The organism is Williamsia phyllosphaerae (assembly GCF_014635305.1).
Lineage (GTDB): Bacteria > Actinomycetota > Actinomycetes > Mycobacteriales > Mycobacteriaceae > Williamsia_A > Williamsia_A phyllosphaerae.
Genome location: NZ_BMCS01000001.1, coordinates 944,132 through 966,164 on the forward strand (window position 1 = coordinate 944,132; position 22,033 = coordinate 966,164).

The 22,033-nt window shown below is 68.1% G+C and carries 13 protein-coding genes; all 13 read right to left on the reverse strand.

The window, feature by feature from the left end:
- Positions 1 to 5: 5 nt before the first annotated feature.
- Positions 6 to 5,357 (reverse strand): polyketide synthase Pks13, encoded by a 5,352-nt coding sequence (gene pks13, locus IEV93_RS04305; RefSeq protein WP_188487231.1) that lies wholly within the window; start codon positions 5,355 to 5,357, stop codon positions 6 to 8.
- A gap of 14 nt (positions 5,358 to 5,371) precedes the next feature.
- Positions 5,372 to 7,267 carry a long-chain-fatty-acid--AMP ligase FadD32 gene (gene fadD32 / locus IEV93_RS04310; RefSeq protein WP_188487233.1) on the reverse strand — a complete coding sequence of 632 codons (1,896 nt, stop codon included), beginning with the start codon at positions 7,265 to 7,267 and terminating at the stop codon, positions 5,372 to 5,374.
- Positions 7,268 to 7,550: 283 nt separating this feature from the next.
- Positions 7,551 to 8,552, reverse strand: a complete 1,002-nt coding sequence (locus tag IEV93_RS04315; protein ID WP_188487236.1) for an LLM class F420-dependent oxidoreductase — start codon at positions 8,550 to 8,552, stop codon at positions 7,551 to 7,553.
- 181 nt (positions 8,553 to 8,733) lie between these two features.
- Positions 8,734 to 9,747 (reverse strand): cutinase family protein, encoded by a 1,014-nt coding sequence (locus tag IEV93_RS04320; protein WP_188487238.1) that lies wholly within the window; start codon positions 9,745 to 9,747, stop codon positions 8,734 to 8,736.
- 7 nt (positions 9,748 to 9,754) lie between these two features.
- Positions 9,755 to 10,276 (reverse strand): DUF732 domain-containing protein, encoded by a 522-nt coding sequence (locus tag IEV93_RS04325; RefSeq protein ID WP_188487241.1) that lies wholly within the window; start codon positions 10,274 to 10,276, stop codon positions 9,755 to 9,757.
- Positions 10,277 to 10,425: 149 nt separating this feature from the next.
- The gene (locus tag IEV93_RS04330; protein ID WP_188487243.1) at positions 10,426 to 12,294 is read right to left on the reverse strand and encodes an alpha/beta hydrolase-fold protein; all 1,869 of its coding nucleotides are present in this window, start codon (positions 12,292 to 12,294) and stop codon (positions 10,426 to 10,428) included.
- A 204-nt stretch (positions 12,295 to 12,498) separates the two neighbouring features.
- Positions 12,499 to 13,509 carry an alpha/beta hydrolase gene (locus tag IEV93_RS04335; RefSeq protein WP_188487245.1) on the reverse strand — a complete coding sequence of 337 codons (1,011 nt, stop codon included), beginning with the start codon at positions 13,507 to 13,509 and terminating at the stop codon, positions 12,499 to 12,501.
- Positions 13,510 to 13,747: 238 nt separating this feature from the next.
- Positions 13,748 to 15,658 carry an arabinofuranosyltransferase AftB family protein gene (locus tag IEV93_RS04340; protein ID WP_229704882.1) on the reverse strand — a complete coding sequence of 637 codons (1,911 nt, stop codon included), beginning with the start codon at positions 15,656 to 15,658 and terminating at the stop codon, positions 13,748 to 13,750.
- Positions 15,659 to 15,683: 25 nt separating this feature from the next.
- Positions 15,684 to 16,604 carry a decaprenyl-phosphate phosphoribosyltransferase gene (locus IEV93_RS04345; RefSeq protein ID WP_188487247.1) on the reverse strand — a complete coding sequence of 307 codons (921 nt, stop codon included), beginning with the start codon at positions 16,602 to 16,604 and terminating at the stop codon, positions 15,684 to 15,686.
- A complete protein-coding gene (locus IEV93_RS04350; RefSeq protein WP_188487249.1) occupies positions 16,601 to 17,236 on the reverse strand; it encodes a phosphatase PAP2 family protein in 636 nt (211 codons plus the stop codon). Before IEV93_RS04350 ends, IEV93_RS04345 begins: the two co-directional genes overlap by 4 nt.
- Positions 17,217 to 19,109: a glycosyltransferase gene (locus tag IEV93_RS04355; protein ID WP_188487252.1), complete on the reverse strand. Its 1,893-nt coding sequence runs from the start codon at positions 19,107 to 19,109 to the stop codon at positions 17,217 to 17,219. The genes IEV93_RS04350 and IEV93_RS04355 overlap by 20 nt, the downstream gene beginning before the upstream one ends.
- 2 nt (positions 19,110 to 19,111) lie before the next feature.
- The gene (glf, locus tag IEV93_RS04360) at positions 19,112 to 20,305 is read right to left on the reverse strand and encodes a UDP-galactopyranose mutase (RefSeq protein ID WP_188487254.1); all 1,194 of its coding nucleotides are present in this window, start codon (positions 20,303 to 20,305) and stop codon (positions 19,112 to 19,114) included.
- 26 nt (positions 20,306 to 20,331) lie between these two features.
- A complete protein-coding gene (locus IEV93_RS04365) occupies positions 20,332 to 21,978 on the reverse strand; it encodes a SpoIID/LytB domain-containing protein (RefSeq protein WP_188487256.1) in 1,647 nt (548 codons plus the stop codon).
- Positions 21,979 to 22,033: the final 55 nt, after the last annotated feature.

Sequence of the window (22,033 nt, forward strand, 5' to 3'; positions counted from 1 at the left end):
TGTGCTCATTCCTTCGATGCACCCGCACCGCTGTGCTGCGCGGAGAGCAGATCGGTCAGACGCCGGGTGAGGTCGGCCCCGATCCGCCCGATGTACGGCTCGTCGATCATCGCCAGATGATCGCCGCCGATGTGGACGATCTCGAGGTCGTCGACGACCTCGCCCCACCGTCCGTCGCGCGGGATGTCGGCCCAGCGCGGTTCGAGTTCGATGGCGCCGTCCTGCATCTTGTCGGCGCGGTAGAGGACCACCTTGCCGTCGTAGCGGGTCGGGGTGATGGTCGACAGCGCACGGTTGTCGAGGAACGACGTCCGCTGGTGCTCGATGATGCCGCCGGGGATCTTGGCGTTGCTCATCGACAGCAGCTCCATGATGATCCGGAACTGTCCCTCGTCGTCGGCCTCGACCAGACGGTCCATCGGCACCGGGACGTCGTCGACGCCGTAGGTGCGCTTGGCGAACGTCATGTAACGCTCGAGCCGGGCACGCTTCTCGTCCTGACTCTCCTCGGGAGAACCATTGGGGCGGACCGCATCCAGCAGCGCGACCAGGGCGACTTCTTCGCCGGCCGCACGCAGACCCTGCGCGCAGCCGTACGCCAGTGCGCCGCCCAACGACCAGCCCGCCAACAGGTACGGCCCGTGCGGAACGACCTCGCGCAGCTTGGGCAAATACTGCTCGACGCGCTCGGCGATGGTGCCCTCGACACGGTCGAAACCGATCACGGGCACGTCCTCGGGCAGACGCTTGAGCAGCGCCTCGTACGCCATCGAGGAACCACCCGCGGGGTGGAACAGGAGTAGCGGCGGACGGGTCGAACCCTCGACGGTGCGCAGGTAACGGACGAAACCATCCACCGCACCGCCCTCGAGCTGATCGCGCACATAGCTCGACAGGTCCTCGATCGTCTCCGAGTCCAGGACGTCCTCGATGTCGATCTCGCCGCCGGCACGCTCCGAGAGTCGCTCGGTCAGCTTTTCCGCGGTGTCCTCGTCGAGGACCGGCAGCTTGGTGAAGATGCCACCCGCGGATTTGCCGGTGACCATGGCCCACACGCCGAACGTCAACCGCTCGGCGGCATCGCGCGGAGGCACGTCGGCCCCGGCGGCCGCGGCGACGGCCGCCTGGCTGATGAGGTCACCCGGGGCCGCGGCGGGCCGGGCCGCCGGTTCGGCAGGCGTCGGCTCGGCAGGCGTCGGGTCCGGGATCTCGGCGACAGCGGCCGACTGCGACTCCGGCTCCGGCTCCGGCTCCGACGGGGTGGTCGGTTCGGTGGGTGCGGACGGTGCGTCGATCAGTTGCGCGATGGCAGCGGTGTCGATCTCCCCGCCACCGGCTGCGTCGGTGGCGAGCGCCGCCACCTCCTCGCGGTGCTCGACGGCATACGTCACGAACTTGGTCACGTCACGCAGGTCGGCCTCGCGCATCGCCTGCAACTGGAGCTGCGGGATGTCGAACTCGTACTCGACGCGGTTCTTGATCCGCATGGCCATCAGCGAGTCGAGACCCAGCTCGATCAGCGGGATCTCCCGCGGCAGGTCCTCGGCCTCGTAGCCCATCGACTCGGCGATGATCAGCGCGACGCGGTCGTCGACGCTCTGACCGCTCTCCGGGTCCCAGCGGGCCCCGATGTCGTCGATGATCTCCGGCTCGACGACGACCTTGGTGTCGACGAACCCGGACGCCTGCGCGGCCTCGGCGGGAGTCGGGGTCGTGATGGGCTCGCCGTCGACGGCGGTGCCGCCGAGCGGGACACCCGCGGTGACGACCGCATCGAGCAGCAGGGCGAACGACCCGTCGACCGCCTTGGAGTGCACCTGGAGCGAGGCACCACCGGGGTGCGGGTTGAGTGTGGTGGTCACCGTCCCGACCGACGGCACCGCGCCACGCGCCTCGACCGCACCGACGTGGACCTCGGTGAGGACCTGCGCGGCCGCGGCCGCGACCAGTTCACGCGGGTCGGTGACCACCGATGCGGCGACCTCCCAGGCGTGCCTGCCGTCGGGCAGCGCGACGTGCGCGCCCGGGATCCGGTTGGTGCCCGAACCGCCGTTGACCTGCGCCCGCATCCAGAACTCTTTGCGCTCGAACCGGGTGCGCGGGATGTCGGCGAACGGGCCGGGGCCGAACAGCGACGCGATGTCGGCGGAGTGACCGTGGACGTAGAGCTTCATCAGCGCCGTGACGACACCGAGGTTCTCGTCCTCCTTGCGGCGCAGCGTCTCGATGAGTTCCGCGTCGTGCAGGCCGGCGGCGAAGGTGACCGCAGCGACCGAGATCAGGACGGCCGGGTTGGGCGAGAGCTCGATGAAGGTGCGGTGCCCGTTCTCGACCGACTTCGCGATCGCCTGCGAGAACCAGACGCTGTGACGGAGCCCCTTGGTGAAGTACTCGATGGTGTGGACCGGCTCGCTGCCCGGACGGTAGAACGTCTCCCGGTCGATGGAGCTGTAGAAGCCGACCGTCGGCCGCAGCGGCTCGATGCCGGTGAGCTCGTAGGCGAGTTCGCCGAGCAGCGGATCCATCTGCGCGGTGTGGCTGGCGCCCTTGGTCTGCAGCTTGCGGCCGAGCTTGCCCTCGGATTCGGCACGGGCGACGATCGCGTCGACCTGCCCCTCGGGTCCGCCGATCACGGTGTGGGTCGGCGCGGCGTAGACGCAGATCTCGAGATCGGGGTAGTCGGCCAGGACGCCGGTGATGTCGTCGGCGCTGTACTCGACCAGGGCCATGAGACGGATGTCGTCACCGACCAGGCTCGCCTCGCCCTCACCCATCAGGCGCGAACGCTGACAGATGACCCGGGTGGCGTCCTCGAGCGAGAGCCCGCCGCTGATGTAGGCGGCCGAGGCCTCACCCATCGAATGCGGTACCAGCACACCGGGTTCGGCGCCGTGGTGGCGCAGCAGCTCGGTCAGTCCGACCTGGATCGTGTAGATGCCGACCTGCGCGGTCTCGATGCCGTAGGTCTGCTCGTCGTCGGTGAACATCTCGACGATCGAGTAGCCGAGCTCGTTCTGGACGTAGGTGTCGATCTCGTCCAGGGTCTTCGCGAACACCGGGTTCTCGAGGTAGAGCTGCTTGGCCATCTTGCGGTGCTGCGAGCCGAAGCCGGACAACAACCACACCGCGGACGTGGGATCGGGGGTGTCGCAACTGAACACGAGCGGACTGTTCTTGCCCTCGGCCACCGCACGCATTCCGCGCACGGCCTCGTCGTGATCGTTCGCCATCACCACGGCACGTGAGCGTCCGTGGTTGCGGTGCGCCAGGGCGCGACCGATGTCGGCCAACGGGGTGGCGCGACCGGCGTCGGAGTCGATCCAGTCGGCGATGTCGGCGGCGCTCTTGCGGCGGCGCGACGGCAGGAAGCCGGAGATCACCAGCGGCACGACCATGCCCTCGACGGCGCAGGGCGCGTAGTCGGCGAGCGGGTCCGTCTCGGCGACAACCGGTTCGGCCGCTGCGGGCGCCGTGTGCGCGAACAGTCCCGCGGCGGCTTTCTCGGCGTCGGTCAGGTACTCGTCGTCATCATCGAGGTCGTCGAAGTCGAGGCCCAGGTCCGCCCGATCGAGCGAGGAGTGCTCCAGATCGGCCCGGTCGAAGTCCGCGGTCGTGTCGTGGGCGTCTCCGACGCGCGTGTCGTGCGCGTCGCCGACGGGTGCGTCGGCGGGTTCGACGAGGTCCCCGGGCAGCACCTCGCGGACCACCACGTGGGCGTTGGTTCCGCCGAAACCGTTGCCGGACACACCCGCGACGGCGTGGCCGCTGTACCGCGGCCAGTCGGTCGACTCGGGGATGACGCGCAGCCGCGTCGCCTCGAACTGGATGTAGGGGTTGGGGCCGGTGTAGTTCAGCGAGGCGGGCAGCTTGTCGTTCTGCATCGACAGCACGAGCTTGATGAGCCCGGCTGAGCCGGCTGCGGCCTCGAGGTGACCGAAGTTCGTCTTCGCCGAACCGAGCAGGGCCGGCTTGTCGACCGGTCGTCCACGACCGATCACCCGGCCGAGCGCGTCGGCCTCGATCGGGTCGCCGAGGATCGTGCCGGTGCCGTGGGCCTCGATGTAGTCGACGTCCTTGGGGTCGATGGCCGCATCGCGGTAGGCGCTGCGCAGGACCTTGACCTGGGCCTCGGGGTTCGGGGCGGGCAGACCGTTGGACCGTCCGTCGGAGTTGACGGCCGACCCGGCGATGATCGCGAGCATCGTGTCGCCGTCGCGACGGGCGTCGGCCACGCGCTTGAGGACGACGAGACCGCCACCCTCCGAGCGGATCATGCCGTCGGCGTCGGCCGAGAACGCCTTGATACGACCGTTCTTGGCCTGCACGCCGATGCTGTCGAAGCCGAGCGTCGCCGCGGGGGTGATGAGCATGTTGACGCCACCGGCGAGGCAGACGTCGGTCTCACCCGATCGGAGGCTGCGCACCGCCTGGTGTACGGCGACCAGCGACGACGAGCACGCGGTGTCGATCGCGACCGACGGCCCGTGGAAGTCGTAGTAGTAGGAGACGCGGTTGGCGACGATCGACGTCGAGGTACCGGTCAGCGCGTAAGCCGCGGTGTCGCCCATCGCCTCGGGGTCGGAGACCGCGAGCATCTGGTAGTCGTTCGTGGAGCTGCCGATGAAGACACCGACCTCCCCACCCTTGAGGTCGCTCGGCGGGATGTGCGCGTGTTCGAGCGCCTCCCAGGTCAATTCGAGCGCCAGGCGCTGCTGCGGGTCGACCATCTCGACCTCACGCGGCGACATCTGGAAGAAGTCGGCGTCGAAACCCTTCACGTCGTCGAGGTAGCCGCCGTGCACGTTGGCCTCGGCGATCACCTCGGCCATCCGCGGTACGTCCTTGAACTCGGTCCAGCGGTCCTCGGGCAGGTCGGTGATGCCGTCGCCGCCGTTGATGAGCATGTCCCAGGTCGACTCCGGGGTGTGCCCGGCCTTGGGGAACCGCGTCGACACACCGACGATCGCGATGTCGTCGTCGGCGGCCCGCTCCCGCTGGTAGAACGTCGCGTCCTCGTCGGTGACGAGCCCTTCGTCGGGATCGCCCTCGATGATGCGCTTGGCCAGCGACGCGATCGTCGGGTGCTGGTAGGCCACCGTCGCGGTCAGCAGGACACCGGTCTTGTCCTCGATGTCGGCGGCCATGGCCACCGCGTCGCGCGAGGCGAGACCCAGCTCCTCCATCGGACGGTCGTCGGAGATCTGATCGACCGGCATCCCGGTCGCCGTCGCGACCCACTGACGCAACCAGTCACGCAGTTCGGCGACGGTCAGGTCACCCACGGTCTCCCCGTCGGAGGCGGCAGGGATGTGACTGTCCGAGGCGGTGGGTGCGGTCGTCGGGTCGTGCTCAGACATCTATATCCAGACTGTTACGTGGCATCAGGTGCATCGGGGAACGCGGTCTGTGTGTGGCCGCCGCGCAGCGTCCCGTCGATGTAGGCGTTCTTGCAGGCGGTGTGGGCGATCTTGCCGCTGGAGGTACGCGGGATGGACCCGGCCGGGACCAACAGCACGTCTCGGACCATCACACCATGACGCTGTGCGACGGCCGCCCGGACGGTGTCGGAGACGTCCTGCGGGTCGACCCGCTTGCCTGCGTTCCGCTCGGCGACGATCACCAGCTGCTCGGAGCTGTCGTGGGCGTCGAACTTCAGACCGCTCGCGGCGGAGGCGAACACCTCGGCGGGCAACTGGTTGGCGGGCACCGCGAACGCGGCGACGAAGCCCGGGCGCAGGGCGTTGCTCGCCTCCTGGGCGCTGAACTCGAGATCCTGCGGGTAGTGGTTGCGTCCGTCGACGATGACCAGGTCCTTCACGCGGCCCGTCACGTAGAGCTCGTCGTCGTACCAGACGCCGTAGTCACCGGTCCGCAACCAGCGGTCGTTGTCCGGGGCCCCCACGGAGTGACTGCCCGACTCCAGCGGGTGCACCAGGCTGTTGCGGAAGGTGTTCTTGGTCTCGGCGTCGTTGCCCCAGTAGCCGTGGCCGAGGTTGATGCCGTTGAGCCAGATCTCACCGACGTGACCGTCGGGACGCTCGGTGGCGGTCTCGGAGTCGACGATGGCGGCCCACTGGCTCACCGACACCTGGCCACACGAGACCTGGGCGACCGCGCCCGGGGCATCCTCGGGGACCTCTTCGAACCGCCCGGCGTTCAACGCGTCGCGGTCGACGTAGATGACCTTCGCCGGGGTGTCGCGCCGGGAGGTGGAGACGAACAGCGTCGCCTCGGCCATGCCGTAGGACGGCTTGATCGCGGTCGGGCTCAGCCCGTAGGGCTTGAACGCGGCGTTGAACTTCTCCATCGAGCTGACCGTGACCGGCTCGCTGCCGTTGATCAGTCCGATGACGTTGCTCAGATCGAGGCTCTCGCCCTCGCGGGGCAGACCGCGGACAGCGGCGTGCTCGTAGGCGAAGTTCGGTGCGGCGGCGAAGGTGCCTGCACCGTCGGACAGGGCGGCCAGCTCGTTGATCCACCGGCCGGGACGACGGACGAACGCGGCCGGGCTCATGATCGTGATGTATTTGCCACCCAGCGCCGGGATGATGATCGTCAGCAGCCCCATGTCGTGGAACATCGGCAGCCACGTGACGCCGCGCGACGACTCGTCGAGGTTCATCGCGTCGATCATCTGCAGGGCGTTGGCCGAGACCGACTCATAGGTGATCTCGACGCCGGCCGGGGTCCGGGTCGAACCGGAGGTGTACTGCAGGTATGCCACATCGTGCAGCTTGGGCTGCGGCTTGCGCCAGGTCTCGCCGACCGAGTCGGGGACGGCGTCGACCGCGATGACGCGGGGACGTTCCTTTGCGGGGAGGTGCTTGAAGAAGTCGCGGACGGCCTCGGCCGACTTGGTCGCGGTGAGGATCGCGCTGGGTGTGCAGTCGCCGAGGACGGCGTGCAGACGGTCGGTGTGACCCGGCTCGTCGGGTGAGAAGAGCGGGACGGCGATGTTGCCCGCGTACAGGGCGCCGAAGAAGCCGATGACGTATTCGAGTGACTGGGGGGCCAGGATCGCGACGCGATCACCGGGCTTGGTGACCTGCTGCAGGCGCGCAGCGATCGCACGCAGACGCTTGCCGAACTGGGCCCACGTGAGCTCGATCGCCTCGCCGTCGCGCTCACGGCTGTAATCCATGAACCGGTAGGCCAACGTGTCGGCCTTCTCGCGGACATTGCGCTCGACGTAGTCGACCAGGGTGTCTTCTTCACTGAAGTGCAGATTCCCGGACTCGTCGAGGAACTCGTCAAACGCGGTCTTCATTCGTACTCCTGTTGGCATTGCTAGCCCCGATCGTCGATTCGCTTCGTCGCTCCGACTGGGCGGCTCGACGACCGTCGTCGACGATCGGGATCCGACGACCGGATATGTCTACCCGGTCCCGGATCCGCCCCCCAAGCGTGCCTTGCTCGGTACGTCACCTTGCAGAATCCTGCCCTCGATACGCTCGGTTCCCCGCGGCCGACGTCATCGATGGTGGGACAAACTCTGAGTATCCTAACGGCCCCAACTGCACGGCCGGGTGGTTACCTGGGTCAACGATCATTCATTCCCCCCGCAGGATCGGGATGATCGGCGCGAAAGCGTCCATCTGCGTCGGGAAGACCCCGACATAGGACATACCGGTCCGCTCGCGCACCGAGCGAACCTGCTCCGCGATCTCCTCGAACGTGCCGCACATGATGTACGGCGAGGCCAGGATGTCCTCGACGGTCAGATCGGCGTCCTTGGCCATGTTGGGCGGGAAGCCGCTGTCGATCGCGCCGAGCACCATCTCCGCGGTCGACACACGGTCGTCGGTGACGAGGATGGTCGCGATGGTCCAGTTCAGCTCGATCTGGTCGAAACGATCGCCGGCCGCACGCCGCACACGGTCCACGCGGTCGATGGTCTTCTCGATGGTCATGTCCGAGAGCTTCAGCTTGCCGTCAGGAGTGCTGCCGGTGGCGATGGAGATGATGTCGGCGTGCTTCGCCGCGAGCTCGAGCATCCGCGGGCCGCCCGCGCCGACCAGGATCGGCGGTCGGGGTCCCTGCCGCGGGCGTGGGGTGCCCACGACACCCTTCACGTCGTAAAACTCGCCGGAGAAGGTGACCTCCTGGCCGCGCATGAGGCCGTCGAGGATCGTCAACGCCTCGTCGAGCTGGCGCAGACGCTCCCCGGGCGTGCCGAACGGGATGCCTGCGGCCTCGAAGTCCTCACGCAGCCAGGACGCCCCGATGCCCAACTCGAGCCGCCCCTTCGACAGCACGTCGATGGTGGTGGCCTCCTTCGCGAGCACCACGGGATGTCGCAACCCGGCGGCCAGGGTCGTGGTCGCCAGACGGATCGTGCTGGTCGCCTGGCTCAGCGCACCCAGCGCTGCGAGCGGCCCCACCTGGTTCTCCAGGTGATCAGGGATGGCGAAGGTGTCGAAGCCGTACTCCTCGGCCTTCTGCGCCAGGGCCACGAACTTGCGGGCCCCGCCCTCGTCACGATTGCCCTCACCGCCGGCAGCGAATCGGAACGGGCGCAAGGCCGGCGTCGTCGCGGCTGCGTCGGTCGTCATCTGCTCTCCTCAGGTGTGTCGTGGGGCACGGGGATCGGGCGAACGTGGACACGATACGTGCGTCACCTGTACGTACCCAAACCATTCGTGGTCTGTCACATCTACGAGGGTGGCCTGGTGGTCGCCGAGTGAGGATCGAGCGCAGCGAGGCCCGGAGCGAGAGCGGGCCACCAGCATCAACTCAGTTGTGTTTCGGACGAGGGGCCTTCTCGATGACCGAGCGCGCCCAGCCGAACATCCACCGGGTCGCCGAGGCGCCGTCGTCGTCCCAGTACCGGGTGGTGTTGTAGAGCGCGTGGACGGGGTTGTTCAGTGCCCCGGCGATCTTTCCGATGGCGTCGATCGGGTTGAGGATGGTCGGCGAATCGCAGATCAGGTCGCCGGAGGCGCAGATCGCGTAGGTGCGGTCCTTGACGTCACCGAACCCGCCCGCACGTGCACCGGTCATCGCGATCCCGGGCACCAGCGTGCCGAACCCGCCGAGCGCGATCTCCGCACCGACACCGTTCGGGCTGGGTCCCACGTCGTTGGCCTCCCCCTTCTGGCGGCGGCCGTCGGCGATCAGCCCGACCCCGAGCACGAGATCCTGCGCGACCGGGCCCCGACCGTTGCCGATGTCGGAGGCGATGTCGCCGGCGATCACCGCGCCCTGCGAGAAGCCCATCAGCACGAATCCGGTCAGCGGGCACCGCCGGTTGACCTCGGTCATCTTGCCCTTGGCGCGGGCGTTGCCCTGTGCGCGCGAGACGTTGTAGTCGACCTGGCGGTCGGCGAGGTTCGTCGGATTACGGAATTGCGCGACGTAGGGGACGGTGTAGACGTCGGCCCGCGACGACGGGAACTGTTCACCCAACGGCCGGGACACCTTGAGCATCAAGGAGTTCGGGTTCGCGGTCGGGTTGTACGGATCGTCGGTGGCCGACGACTCGAGTGTCCCGGGGATCACGATGGTCTGCACGTCGGGACAGTCCGCGGGTTGTGCCGTCGGACGCTGCGACGTGCTCGACGGCGCCCCCGGTCCGCCACCGGGACCGACGGGGCCCGGCCGCAGCAGGCTGATCACCAGGATCACGACCAGGATGATCGCGAGGATCGCGAGGGCGATGACCCCGAGGATGCCTGCGATCACCAGCTTGCGCCTGCGGGGTTTGCGCGCCGCGGTCCGCCCGCGGGCCGAGCGTCTGCTTCCGGGCACCTCTGCGCTACTTGCAGTAGGTCGACGACGCGGCGGCGATCACCTTGTCGGCGGTCGCGGCGGCAGCCGTCGGGTCGGTCGTCCCGGAACCGACGATGGCCGTCACGAAGGTCTTGATCTGGGACGCCGGGCTCTTCTTGGCCCGCTCGGAGCAGACGAACTCCGCGGAACTCAGCGCGATCGAGTTGTCCGGGTCGTTGGGGATCGTCACGTTCTGGCGCTTGAGCTCGGCCAGGTACGCGGCGCCCTTGCTGCCCTGCGGTGCCGGTGCCGCCCCACCCGGGAAGTTCGAGGGCGCGGGGGTGTCCTGCGGCGCGGTGGCGGGCAGGCTCGAGTCACTCGACGCCGCACCGGACGACGGGGCGCTGCTCGACGCCGACGATGACGCGGGCGCACTCGAACTGGTCGGTGCGTCGCTGCTCGACGGGGCGCTGACCGTGGAGTCGCCGCTCCCGCACGCGGTCGCCATCCCGACGGTCAGCGTCAATCCCGCCGCCGCCGTCACGATCCGCACCCAGAGTCCGCTCACTGCCATTTCCCTCGCCATCGTCGTGAAGAACCGTCATGTGCCCCGACAGGACCTCGGCCACGCTACCGAAGCAACCGTCAGAACCCGGAAATGTGTGGTTTCGGCGACACCCACCTGCAGGTTGTCTCGCCGAAACCACACATCATCGGTCAGTGGATGACGGCAGTGCCGTCGACCACCTCGATGTAGCCCTTCTCGAAGTTGATCCTGTTGCCTCCGGTGATCTGGAACTGATCACTGATCGGGTAGCCGAGCCGACCACCCTCGAAGCCCACGGTCGCCCAGGCGTCGAAGATCGGTCCGGACGGGACCGCGAACGCACCCTTGGCCGCGGTCCAGTAGATGTTGCCGCCGGAGAACCGGTTGAAGCGTCCGCCACGGGCCGCGCCGATCTCGTTGGACGTCGGGAACCCGAGGTAACCGCCCTCGTAACCGGTTTTTCCGTACTTGTCGAAGATCCGCCCCTGCACCGAGTGCGCACCGGTCGCCGCCGAGAAGTAGTACGCACCGAGGGAGAAGCCCTGCACGCGTCCCTTGTTGTCGGGGGTGTCGACCTCGTCGCCGGTCGGGTAGCCCATCGGTCCGCGCTCGTAGCCGGCCTTGCCCCAGTCGGCGAGGATCGCGCCGGCGACCGCGTGCGCACCGGTGCCCTGGGTCCAGTAGACGGAGCCGCGCTCGAACTTGTTCAGCCGGCCCTTGCGGTCCGGGGTGCCGAGCTCGTCGCTGACCGGGAAGCCGAGGTATCCGCCGGGACCGCCCGCGGCGACGTAGGCGCCACCGATGGCACCCGCGACCACGTGGGCGCCGGTCTTGCCCGACCACAGCACGCGTCCGCCGCGAAAGTCCTGCGCGCGTCCGCCCGGGACGCCGTACTCAGGCGTCATGCACTCGCCGAGCTCGGAGTGCTTGGCCGCGACCGGCTTGATCGCGCCCGCCACGCCGCACTTCGGGGTGTCGGCGGCGATTCCCAGGGCGCGGGCGGCCTGCGGCCACGCCTGGTGCATCTCGAACTCCCAGTACTTCCAGGTGTGCGTACCCGACGGGCGGTAGACCACCTGCGCGGCCACGCCGAGCTGGTTGAGCTTGGTGGCGAACTGGGTCGAGGTCACCCGCGAGAGGACCTCGAGTCCGACGCCGGCGTAGTTGGTGGCCAGGTACGGCAGCGTCGACGGGGTGTCGTACTGACCGAGCAGACCGTTGCCCGAGGACACGTAGAGGCTCATGCCCTTGAGCTTGTCGGCGTGCAGGAAGGGGTCGTGTTCCTTCCACGCCGGGTCCGACGGGGGCCCGAACATCTTGGCCGAGTCGTATCCGCCCGCATCGCGGACCGCGAACTGCACGGCCTGCGGCATACCGAACGAGCTGAGCTGCAGGATCCCGGAGAACGAGGCCGCGTAGCGGAAGAAGCCCGGGATGCGCTCGGCGAGCATCATGGCCGCGCTGCCGCCCATCGACAACCCCTGGACGCCACGGACGTCGGTCGAGCGCCACTGTCCCTGCAGGACCGGCGGGAGTTCCTTGGTCAGGAACGTCTCCCACTGGTAGTTCTTGCCGTTGTCCGGCTTCTGCCAGTCGGTGTAGAAGCTGGACTCGCCGCCCACCGGCAGGATGACGTTGACGTTCTTGTCCTTGTAGAAGTTCTCGACATCGGTGTTGATGATCCAGCCGTTCTGGTCGTCCTGCGCACGCAGGCCGTCCAGCATGTACAGCTGCGGGAACCGCTCCTCGGGCGACTGGTTCCAGTCGCGCGCCAACAGGATCTGCACCTGGATGTTGCGGCCCATCGACGGGGAGTAGACCCACACCGCCACGCGTCGATCGGAGTACCACTTGGTGTTGGTCACCTTGACCCCCGACACCGGCGTCACGGCGGGGGCGGGCGATGCCGCCGGGGCGGCCGACGCGGCCGGCGCGTCGGACGAGTCCGGTGCTGCGACCGCCACCCCGGTGCCGAGCACCATCAGCAGCGCCGCCGCAGGCGCTGTCACCGATAGAACCCCACGCCGCCACTGCCGCATCTGACCGATCTCCTTCGCCACCAACGGTTCTGCCGGTCCCGAGACGTTTGTCCCGGCGAACAGCAGAACGCCCTACGTGTGTGTGTCTACACGTAGGGCGTCCCGATGTGACGTTGCCACACTGTGGCGTGTGTGAATTCGTGTGACTCGTGAGGTTTCTGTGACCACCTTCGGTGGCGTGGATCTCACGAGCGGTGAATCAGGTCAGTCGCGGAACCAGCCCTGGTTCTTCGCGCGGAAGACCATGTCCGACCAGTAGCCCCAGTCGTGGATACCGGTGGACGGGAAGTCCGAGGTGATCGGGACGTTGTTGATCAGCGCCTGCACCTGGAAGGCCCGCGACTGCGCCAGCGAGAGCGCCTCGAGCGGCGAGCCCTGGATCAGACCGATCGGGCTGACGGGGAAGCGACCCTGCAGGCCACTGCCCGCGGCGACGCGCACCTTCTTGTTGCGCATCTTGCCGATCTGTACGAACGGGTCGTTCTCCAGCCAGCGGGGGCTGGTGGGCGGGCCCCACATCGAGTCGGAGTTGAACGGTCCGACGCCGGCCTCGATGCCCGCGTCGAGCAGCGCGATGCGGATGGCCTCACGCATGCCGGGGGCCGAGAGGTTCAGGTAGCCCGACAGCGAGAACAGGTGCGAGATACGACGGTTGTTGGCGCCGAGCACCATGGCCGCGTTGCCGCCCATGGAGATGCCCATGATCGCGTATTGGCCACGCGGTCCGACGTTGAGTTTGCGACGGTCGAGCTCGGGGATCAGCTTCTGGTCGATGAGGCACTTCCACCGGTAACGGAACTTCTGGTTGTTGAAGTTGCTGGGCGCGTTCCAGTCGCTGTAGAAGCTCGCGATACCACCGACGGGCTGGACCACGTTGACGCCGGAGTCGGCCATGTCCTGGATCCGGGTGTTCTTCTCCCAGCCGCTCACGTCGTTCGTGGCGCGCAGGCCGTCGAGCGCGATGACGGTCTTGTAGTTGCCCGGGCGGGTCCACATGCGGACCTTCACCGGGGGCATGCCACAGGAGTCCTGCAGGGTGATCTGCTGGACGCGGGGAGCGGCCGAGGCGGTTCCACCGGAACCGACGGCGATGCCCAGGCCGGCGAACGTGGCGGTGGCGAGGAACACGGCGAGCAGCCGCCTTCCGATGGAGACCTGACTCCGGGCCGGGTCGGACACCCTGGAGCCGGTTCTTCTCGGACTGCTAGCACGCATCGACTGTTGCCTTCTTTCTCGTCGGTAGGCCGCGGGCGACCAATGGCGCACCGAAAAGGTCCGCGAGCGCCGAACGGAGCCTATTGGATGCCGTTCGGTCTGACAAACGTTGGACTGCGATCGTTGACCGTCCGTCGCACGCTCGTGACCTGCCGATTCTGCCTCGTCGCACATTATCGGTCGGCGAGCCCGTGGCGTTACACAACCGAGATGTTTGCGATCGGCAATCGCCGGACGGTCAGCGGTCGAACACCGGCGGCGGTATCGGCAGCTTGCACCGCTGCAGCTCGTACAGCGGCACTCGGTTGATCCGATAACTGTTGAACGAGAACGACTGTCGGATGTTGTTGCGGAACCGGGAGAAGCTCATGGGCGCCTCGAAGGACGCGATCAGGTCCTGGGTCGGCTTGCACTTCAACGCCTCGCGCGACTGTCGGACCCAGTCGGGATCGAGGTAACCGGGGAGCAGCGGCGGGAACGGCACGGCTCCGGCCTCGGCGATCACCCACTCGGAGTCGAGGTCCTTGTCGTGGCCGATGCGGGCGTCGGGCAGCCGCTCGGTGTGGGAGGCGATCGGGAACGCGAGGCCGACCTGGTCGATCACGCGGACGTCGAGCGACGAGTTCATGCTCGTCATACCGAGGTTGAGGTAGAAGACCGTCAGCTGTCGGGGGACGCCGGGGGGCAGGGTGTCCGGCTGCGGATCGAAGTACCACTCGTCGTAGTTCGCCGACGGCAGCAGCACACCGCCCTGCGCGGAGTGCTCGTTGATCGCATCGACCATCGCCCGGATACGCGGGTAGTTCAGGTAGTCCTCGGCGGTGATCGGGTGCTCGACCCCGATGTTCTGGATGTAGTAGCGACGTTCGTCGACGATGCCGCTGCGGCCGATGTCGGTGCCGTTGTTCATCCCGGGCGAATGCGACGTGGCCACGGCCCACACGACCGTGGTGACGAAGAACGCGGTGCTCAGGACGGCGCCGACGATCGGGACCGCCGATGCGCGGCCCAGGCTCGACGGCAGCGCGATCGGGATGATCATCACCGGCAGCATGAGGATGAACAGCGGGACGAGGAGCACACGGGCGTGCATGAAGTCGCCGCCCTGGCGGATCCAGTAGGCCGACTCGATGAACCCGGCGACCACGATGACCACCACGACCGCGCCCGGCGAGCGCAGGCGGCGGCGGAACCGCTCGACCCGACCGACCGACGCCAAAGCGACCCGGTCGGCGGCGCGACGGCGCAGGTACCAGGTGAGCAGGGCAGCGACCGCCGCGACCAGCAGCGGCAGCAACAGGATGTACGGGCTGAACATGTTGCCCAGGTAGGTGAAGCCCTGCTTCCACTTCGACCCGCTGGCGTCCTTGGCCACCGCGGTGTTCGGCACCAGCAGGCCGTAGTACCCCATCCGGAAGATCTGGTAGGCCACCGGCGTGATCGCCGCCACGAGGACGAAGACGACGCGCAGCCGCCAGGTCATGTGGGTGGCGAAGACCATCAGTAGGACGAGGCCGCCGAGCAGGGCCAGTTCCGGTCGGATCAGCGGCGAGAGACCCGCGGTGAACCCGAGCAGCAGCAGCGACGTCGTTCCGCCGGGCCGGTCGGGATCGCGGCGGCTCCACGAGATCACCTGGCACCACAGCACTGCGATCCAGAAGATGCACAGCGAGACCTCGAGGCCGCTGGTGGCGAAGTCACGGGCGGGCGGCAGCGCGATGTAGACCAGCGCGCCGAGCGGCACGAGGATCGTCCATCCGTCGCGGCCGCGCAAGCCGAGCATCCGGTAGGTGCCGTACATGGCCAGAGGCAGCGCCGTCACCGACAGCACCAACGCGATCCATAGCACGACGTATTCGGGTTCGGCGTCGGTGACCCAGGTCCAGAACCAGATCAGGTAGGTCCACACCGTGGAGGTGTTGGCCTCGACACGCTCACCCTTGTTGAACACCGGGCCGTTGCCCGCGAGCAGGTTGCGCACGGTCCGCAGGACGATCAGGCCGTCGTCGGCGATCCAACGACGCTGCCAGGCGCCCCCGGCGAACAGGATGCCGACGACGAGCGCGCTGATGGCGAGGGTGGCTGCCGGGAGACCGGCACGGATCCGACTGACGCGCGGAACCGCATGGGAGGACCGATCGGACGTCATCGCTGCGCGATCGGTGGGGTCAGCCTCAGCTGACGAAGTAGACCGCGACACCAACGCATATTAGCCACGCCACCGCGCAGAACTGGAGGACGCGGTCCCCGAGCGCGATCTCCTCGGGTTCACCGGCCTCACCGCCGTCGACGTCGACCGCGTATCGGAGGATGGCGATGGTGAACGGAACCATCGAGATGGCGTACCAGACGTTGGTGTCGTGGTCGCGCGAGAACGCCCACAGTCCGTAGGAGAGCACGACCGCGGTCGCCGAGAGTGTCCACACGAATCGCAGGTAGGTGGCCGTGTAGTACTCCAGCGACTTGCGGATCTTGGCGCCGGTGCGCTCGGCCAACTGCAGCTCGGCGTACCGCTTGCCCGCGGCCATGAACAGCGACCCGAACGCCATCACCAGCAGGAACCACTGCGACAGACCCTTGGGCAGCTCCGCCGCGACGCCGCCGGCGATCGCGCGAAGGAGGAATCCGGACGACACGATGCAGATGTCGACGACCGCCTGGTGCTTGAGCCCGAAGCAGTACCCCAGCTGGATCACGAGGTAGATGCCGATCACCAGCGCGAGTTGCCAGTTCGCCAGGAACGAGATCGCCAGCGAGGCGACACCGAGCACGACGGCGAGGCCGAAGGCGAGGTTTCGGGGGACCACGCCCGCGGCGATGGGGCGGTACCGCTTGGTGGGGTGCGCACGGTCGGCCTCGACGTCGAGTGCGTCGTTGACGAGGTAGACGCAGGACGCGACCAGGCAGAACGCGACGAAGGCGATGGCCGCGCGGGCCAGCACGTCACCGTCGTCGACGGCTCCGGCGGCCAGTGGCGCGGCGAGCACGAGGACGTTCTTGACCCACTGTCGAGGGCGGACGGCCTTGATCAGGCCCGCCACCAGGTTCTTCGGCGGCCCCTTCACGTCGGTGGTCTCGATCGGTTCCTCGCTCATCGCACTCCTAAGTTCAACACCGGCGCCTGCCCGCGACACCGCAGCATTGTCCTCGCCTCGCGCGACAATCTGGCCGTCAGGTGCGCGAACAGTCTGTCATCACGGGTGACCGCCAGCGCACAGGCTGCACCCAACACGGCTCCGGCGGCGACGTCGCTCGGGTAATGGACGCCCAGGACCAGGCGTGACGCCACCATCGGCGGGACGATCAGTGCGGGGAGGACACCGGCGGGCAGACCCGCGGCGCGCCCCAACAGGATCGCCGCCGCAGTGGTCGAGGTGGCGTGCGACGAGGGGAAGCTCAGCCGACTCGGAGTGGACACGCCCACCCGGATGTCGGGGTGGGCAGGGCGCTTCCTGCGCACGACGCGCTTGACGATCACCGACGCCGCGTGGGCGCCGAACGCGCCGATGCCCGCCTGCACCCATCGTGTCTGGGCGGGCAGGTCGTCGCGGGCGAAGGCGACGGCCAGACCGACCGCGGCCGACCCCGTCCACCCGAGTGCGTGCTCGCCGAGGTGCGAGAGACCGCGCGCGGCGGGCAGGACGCCGGGCCGATCTGCGATCGCGTTCTGGATGGCGACCAGGACCGCGTCCTCGCCGCGTGCGTGGTCAGTCGAGTCCGAAGACACGTGCCCAGCTCTCCTTGCTCGTGAGTTCCGCGTGCGCCGCGCGATACTCTGCGCGCATCTCGGGGAACCGGTTGTTGAGTTCGCGGACGAGGGACGCCGACTCCTTGGCCAGGGCGATCATCTTCGCGCGATCACGCTGGCGGTACACGACGCCGCGGCCGTCGGCGGTGGTCACGGTGACACCGTCGACCCGTCCGAGACTGAACCATCTCGCCTGCAGCGGTGGGTAGTTCGCCTGCGGCACCTCGTGGTGCCGGGGATCGGCGGGGCGGGCGTTGTTGATGACCGCGCCGGCGAGGGCCGTGAGCTTGCGGACCGGGTTGCGTGGTTCGAACATCCCGAGCGCGGTGGCCTCGCCGCTGGTGCGCGGCAGGACCGTCGCCGACGGCAGGACGACCGCGTCGGGGTACTGCTTGCGCATACCCGCGATCTTGGGCAGCGCCGTGGGCAGCAGCTCACGGATGTGGTGCGGCCCGGCGAGGAAGTCGCGGATGGCCTCGTTCTGGATCGCCACCGTCGAGTACTCCAGGCACAGCAGGTGTTTCGCCGTGGCCTTGGCCATCGACTGCACTATCCCGCCGATGGGCCCGTCGTGGTGGATCGCCGCGACGACGAGACGGTTGCGCAGGTGGAAGTACGCCTGCCAGTCGATGGCGTCGTCCTTGTCGCTCCAGGCCATGTGCCAGATCGCGATACCGGGGACGGTCGCGGTGGGGTACCCGGCCTTCGCAGCACGCAGCCCGAACTCCCAGTCGTCCCATTTGATGAACAGCGGCATGGGCAGACCGATGGTCTCGGCGCACTCCCGCGGGATCATGCACATCCACCAGCCGTTGCCGTCGACGTCGATGCGGCGGTGCAGGTTCTTGGAGTTGTCGCGGTCGGTGAGGGGGTACTTGGCGAAGTCGTGGTCGTACTCGACGTAGGGCGCCGCGGTCCACATGAAGGTGTGCGGGTCGATGACCTCACCCATGCAGTGCAGGTGGCTGCGGTCCTGCAGGTTGAGCATCTGTCCGCCGACGAGCATGGGGGTCTTCGCGTACTGCGACAGCGCCAGCGCGCGCAGGATCGAGTCGGGCTCGATCGCGATGTCGTCGTCCATGTAGAGGACGTACGGGCTGTCGGTGAGTCGCAGCGCCTCGTACATGATGCGGGCGTAGCCACCGGAGCCACCGAGGTTGGGCTGGTCGAAGATGTGCAGGCGGTCGCCGAGGGCGTCACGTGCGGCGTCGTAACCGGGTTCGTCGACGACCTTGCGGTTGCCCTGGTCGGGCATCAGCACCGCGTCGATGACGCCGTCGACCAACGGGTCGGAGGTCAGCGCGCGCAGGGCGTCCACGGCGTCGGTCGGTCGGTTGAACGTCGGGATGCCGACGGTGACCCGGGCCTTCTCGCGTCCGCCGGGCGCGGGGATGGGGGCGTACCACCCGGCGCTGACGATCTCGGTGTCGGTGTCGGTGGTGACGTCGAACCAGATCCAGCCGCCGTCCTCGAACGGACCGAGGTCGAGCTCGAACTCGATGACGCCGTGGCCGTCGTCGTCGGTGGGCACCAGGTCGCCGCCGAGGCCGATGCGCGCGCCGTCGACCTTCGATCGGTAGAGGTCGACCCGGCAGGTGCCGATGACCTCGACGCGCAGGATCACGGACTGCAAGACGCTCCAGCGACGCCAGTACGACGCGGCGAACGCGTTGAAGTACGAGCCGAACCCGGCCTCGGACTCCGCGGTGAGCAGGACCGAGGTCCGGCTCGGCGAATGCGCCCGGCGACTGTTGGTCTCGGCCTCGACGAGATAGAGCGACCGCACGTCGAGCGGCTCGCCCGGACGCGGGAAGATGACCCGCTGCAGCAGGGTGTCGGCGGTGACGGTCATCGTCACTCCGACTCGGCGAGCGGTGCGCCGTCGGCCAGGTGCGGCGCCACGGTGTTCTCGTACATCGTCAGTGCGCTCGCGATGGCCATGTGCATGTCGAGGTACTGGTAGGTCCCCAGCCGTCCGCCGAAGAGCACCTTGCGCGTGGAGGTCTCGGACTTCGCCAGTTCGCGGTAGCGGGCGAGCTTGGTGCGGTCCTCGGGGGTGTTGATCGGGTAATACGGCTCGTCGCCGGACTCGGCGAAGCGCGAGAACTCGCGCATGATGACCGTCTTGTCGGTCGGGTAGTCCCGCTCGGGGTGGAAGTGGCGGAACTCGTGGATGCGGATGAACGGCACGTCGCCGTCGTTGTAGTTCATCACCGGCGTTCCCTGGAAGTCGCCGACCGGCAGCACCTCGGTCTCGAAATCGATCGTGCGCCAGCCTAGTTCGCCCTCGGCGTAGTCGAAGTAACGATCCAGCGGGCCGGTGTAGACGATCGGCGCGTCCGGGTTCTGCGCGACCAGTTCGTCACGGACGTCGAACCAGTCGGTGTTCAGGCGCACCTCGATCTTCTCGTCGCGCGTCATGTTCTCGAGCCACGCGGTGTAGCCGTCGACCGGCAGGCCCTCGTAGGTGTCGTTGAAGTAGCGGTTGTCGAAGGTGTATCTCACCGGCAGCCGGGTGATGTTGCCCGCGGGCAGTTCCTTGGGATCGGTCTGCCACTGCTTGGCGGTGTAATCGCGGATGAACGCCTCGTACAGCGGGCGGCCGATCAACGAGATCGCCTTCTCCTCGAAGTTCTGCGCGTCCTTGGAGTCGAACTCCCCGGACTGCTCCTCGATCAACGCGCGTGCCTGCTCCGGCGAGAAGAACTTGCCGAAGAACTGCGAGATCAGGCCCAGCCCCATGGGGAACTGGTACGACTGCCCCTTGTGCAGCGCGAAGACGCGATGCTGGTAGCCGGTGAAATCGGTGAACTGGTTGACGTAGTCCCACACCTTCGTGTTCGAGGTGTGGAACAGGTGCGCGCCGTACTTGTGGATCTCGATGCCGGTGGTCGGCTCGGGTTCGGAGTACGCGTTGCCGCCGAGATGGTGCCGCCGGTCGAGGACCAGGACCCGCTTGCCCAGCTGGGAGGCCGCCCGCTCGGCGATGGTGAGTCCGAAGAAACCGGAACCGACGACTATCAGGTCATACCGCGTATCGACTGCCACGGGGGTTCAGGGTAACCGAACCGGACTCACAGTCCGGCGTCGGCGGACGGGAACCCGAGAGCCCCCTCGGCACCCTTGGCCACGAAGTCCTTCAGAGCGGCGCCGGCGAGCACGTGCGCCCCGGTGGTCGGACTGAAGTAGACGTTGCCGCCCGCGAACTTCTGCACGGCACCGCCCGCGATCGTGATGACCGGGCCCAGGACCTGCCCCAGCAGGCCCGACGGGCCGCCGAGTTCGGCGATCTTCGCGTCGATGGCGGCGATCGCGGTCTTCAGCAGATCGGCCAGCGGACCGGTCAGGGTGCTCGGCAGGGCACCTTCACCCGGGACGGTCGTGCTCGGGGACGCGGGGGCGCCGGGTGTCGTCGGCGTGGCGGGTGCACTGCCGCCACCGACCGCACCGAGAAGGGAGTCGACCAGCGAGGGCAGGACGCCACCGGGGGCGGTCACACCGGTCCCCGAGGGCGAACCGGGACCGACGCCCGCGGGTGGCGCGACGATGCGGGGCTTGGGTTGACCCTGCACGGTGAACCACGCCGAGCGGAGCTTGAGCTTCGTGCGGACGTCGTCGCCGGTGGCCTCGACCGTCCGGGACGTGCCGCTGATCCGCACCTTGGTCGCACGACCGTTGTCGGGGCCGAGTCCGTTGGCCTCGATCACCTGGATGCCGGTCAGCGACCCCACGCCGAAGGCGGAGGCGACACTGCTCGATCCGACCGTGGTGGTCCAGTTGTGGTTCGGGGATTCGGTGTCGCCGTCGTCGACGACGGCCGGGAAGTTGACGCCGGCGGTGTAACCGCCGGTCGAGGAGGAGAACTCGGTGAAGGCCGGCGCACCGTTGACGACACGGATCTGGCCCGCGGTCGCGTCGGCTGCGGTGTTGGTACGTGGATCCTCGGCGCCGGCTCCGCCGTAGACCTGCGACATCATCGTGTCGTCGATCTTCTTGCCCTTGTCGGTGGCGGCCAGTGCGTAGGTGCGCGCGGCCACCGCCTGCGCCTTGAGTGCCTCGGCGCCGCCCTGATCCGCCCAGCGCGCGGGGCTCTCCTTGGGCGTCACGCCCTTCACGTAGTCGTCGACGGCCAGGATGTTGACCGCGCGTCCGCCGTCGAGGCCGATCGAGCCGCGGTAGGCGTCGTTCGACCCGCAGAACTTCAGCCACTCGTTGGCGGGCCGGTTGGGGGTGATGTTGATCGGGTCGATCTTCGGTGGGGTCACCGGGATGGTGCGCACCACGGCGCCGCCACATCCGGCGGTGACGGTGGCGGTGGTCCCGGACAGACGAACTGCCTGTCCGGGGGCCACCGTCTGGCCACCGACCCTCATCCCGGCGTCCGCACGCACATTCGCCGTGGTGTTGCGTGTGAGCGCAACCGTCACGGCCTTGTCCGTCTTCCCCGCGGTCGTGCCGCCGTAGTAATGGCCGAGGATCTGGTCGTACTTCCAGCCCTTCTTCGCGTATCCGAAGGCGCCGTACTGTCCCATCCCGCGTCCGTGGCCGAGCCCGTGACCGATCAGGGTCACCTGGGCGCCGACCGAGAGCGACACCGGCTCATCGATGGACGACTCGTGCGCGACGAACGCCCCGACGCCGATGGCGGAGACCACCAGAGCAGGAGCCAACCCCAACGTGATCGAGGTGAGCGTTCTGCGGTCGGTGGCTCGACGTGCCATCGGCGATCCTTCATCTGTGGTTGGGGTCAGGTAACTGGTGGGACTCAAGCGACTG

What these genes read in the sequence shown, in the direction of transcription:
- pks13 (WP_188487231.1), bottom strand. Translation starts at nt 5,357, where the DNA reads ATGTCTGAGCACGACCCGACGACCGCACCCACCGCCTCGGACAGTCAC.
- fadD32 (WP_188487233.1), bottom strand. Translation starts at nt 7,267, where the DNA reads ATGAAGACCGCGTTTGACGAGTTCCTCGACGAGTCCGGGAATCTGCAC.
- IEV93_RS04315 (WP_188487236.1), bottom strand. Translation starts at nt 8,552, where the DNA reads ATGACGACCGACGCAGCCGCGACGACGCCGGCCTTGCGCCCGTTCCGA.
- IEV93_RS04330 (WP_188487243.1), bottom strand. Translation starts at nt 12,294, where the DNA reads ATGCGGCAGTGGCGGCGTGGGGTTCTATCGGTGACAGCGCCTGCGGCG.
- IEV93_RS04335 (WP_188487245.1), bottom strand. Translation starts at nt 13,509, where the DNA reads ATGCGTGCTAGCAGTCCGAGAAGAACCGGCTCCAGGGTGTCCGACCCG.
- IEV93_RS04340 (WP_229704882.1), bottom strand. Translation starts at nt 15,658, where the DNA reads ATGACGTCCGATCGGTCCTCCCATGCGGTTCCGCGCGTCAGTCGGATC.
- IEV93_RS04345 (WP_188487247.1), bottom strand. Translation starts at nt 16,604, where the DNA reads ATGAGCGAGGAACCGATCGAGACCACCGACGTGAAGGGGCCGCCGAAG.
- IEV93_RS04355 (WP_188487252.1), bottom strand. Translation starts at nt 19,109, where the DNA reads ATGACCGTCACCGCCGACACCCTGCTGCAGCGGGTCATCTTCCCGCGT.
- IEV93_RS04365 (WP_188487256.1), bottom strand. Translation starts at nt 21,978, where the DNA reads ATGGCACGTCGAGCCACCGACCGCAGAACGCTCACCTCGATCACGTTG.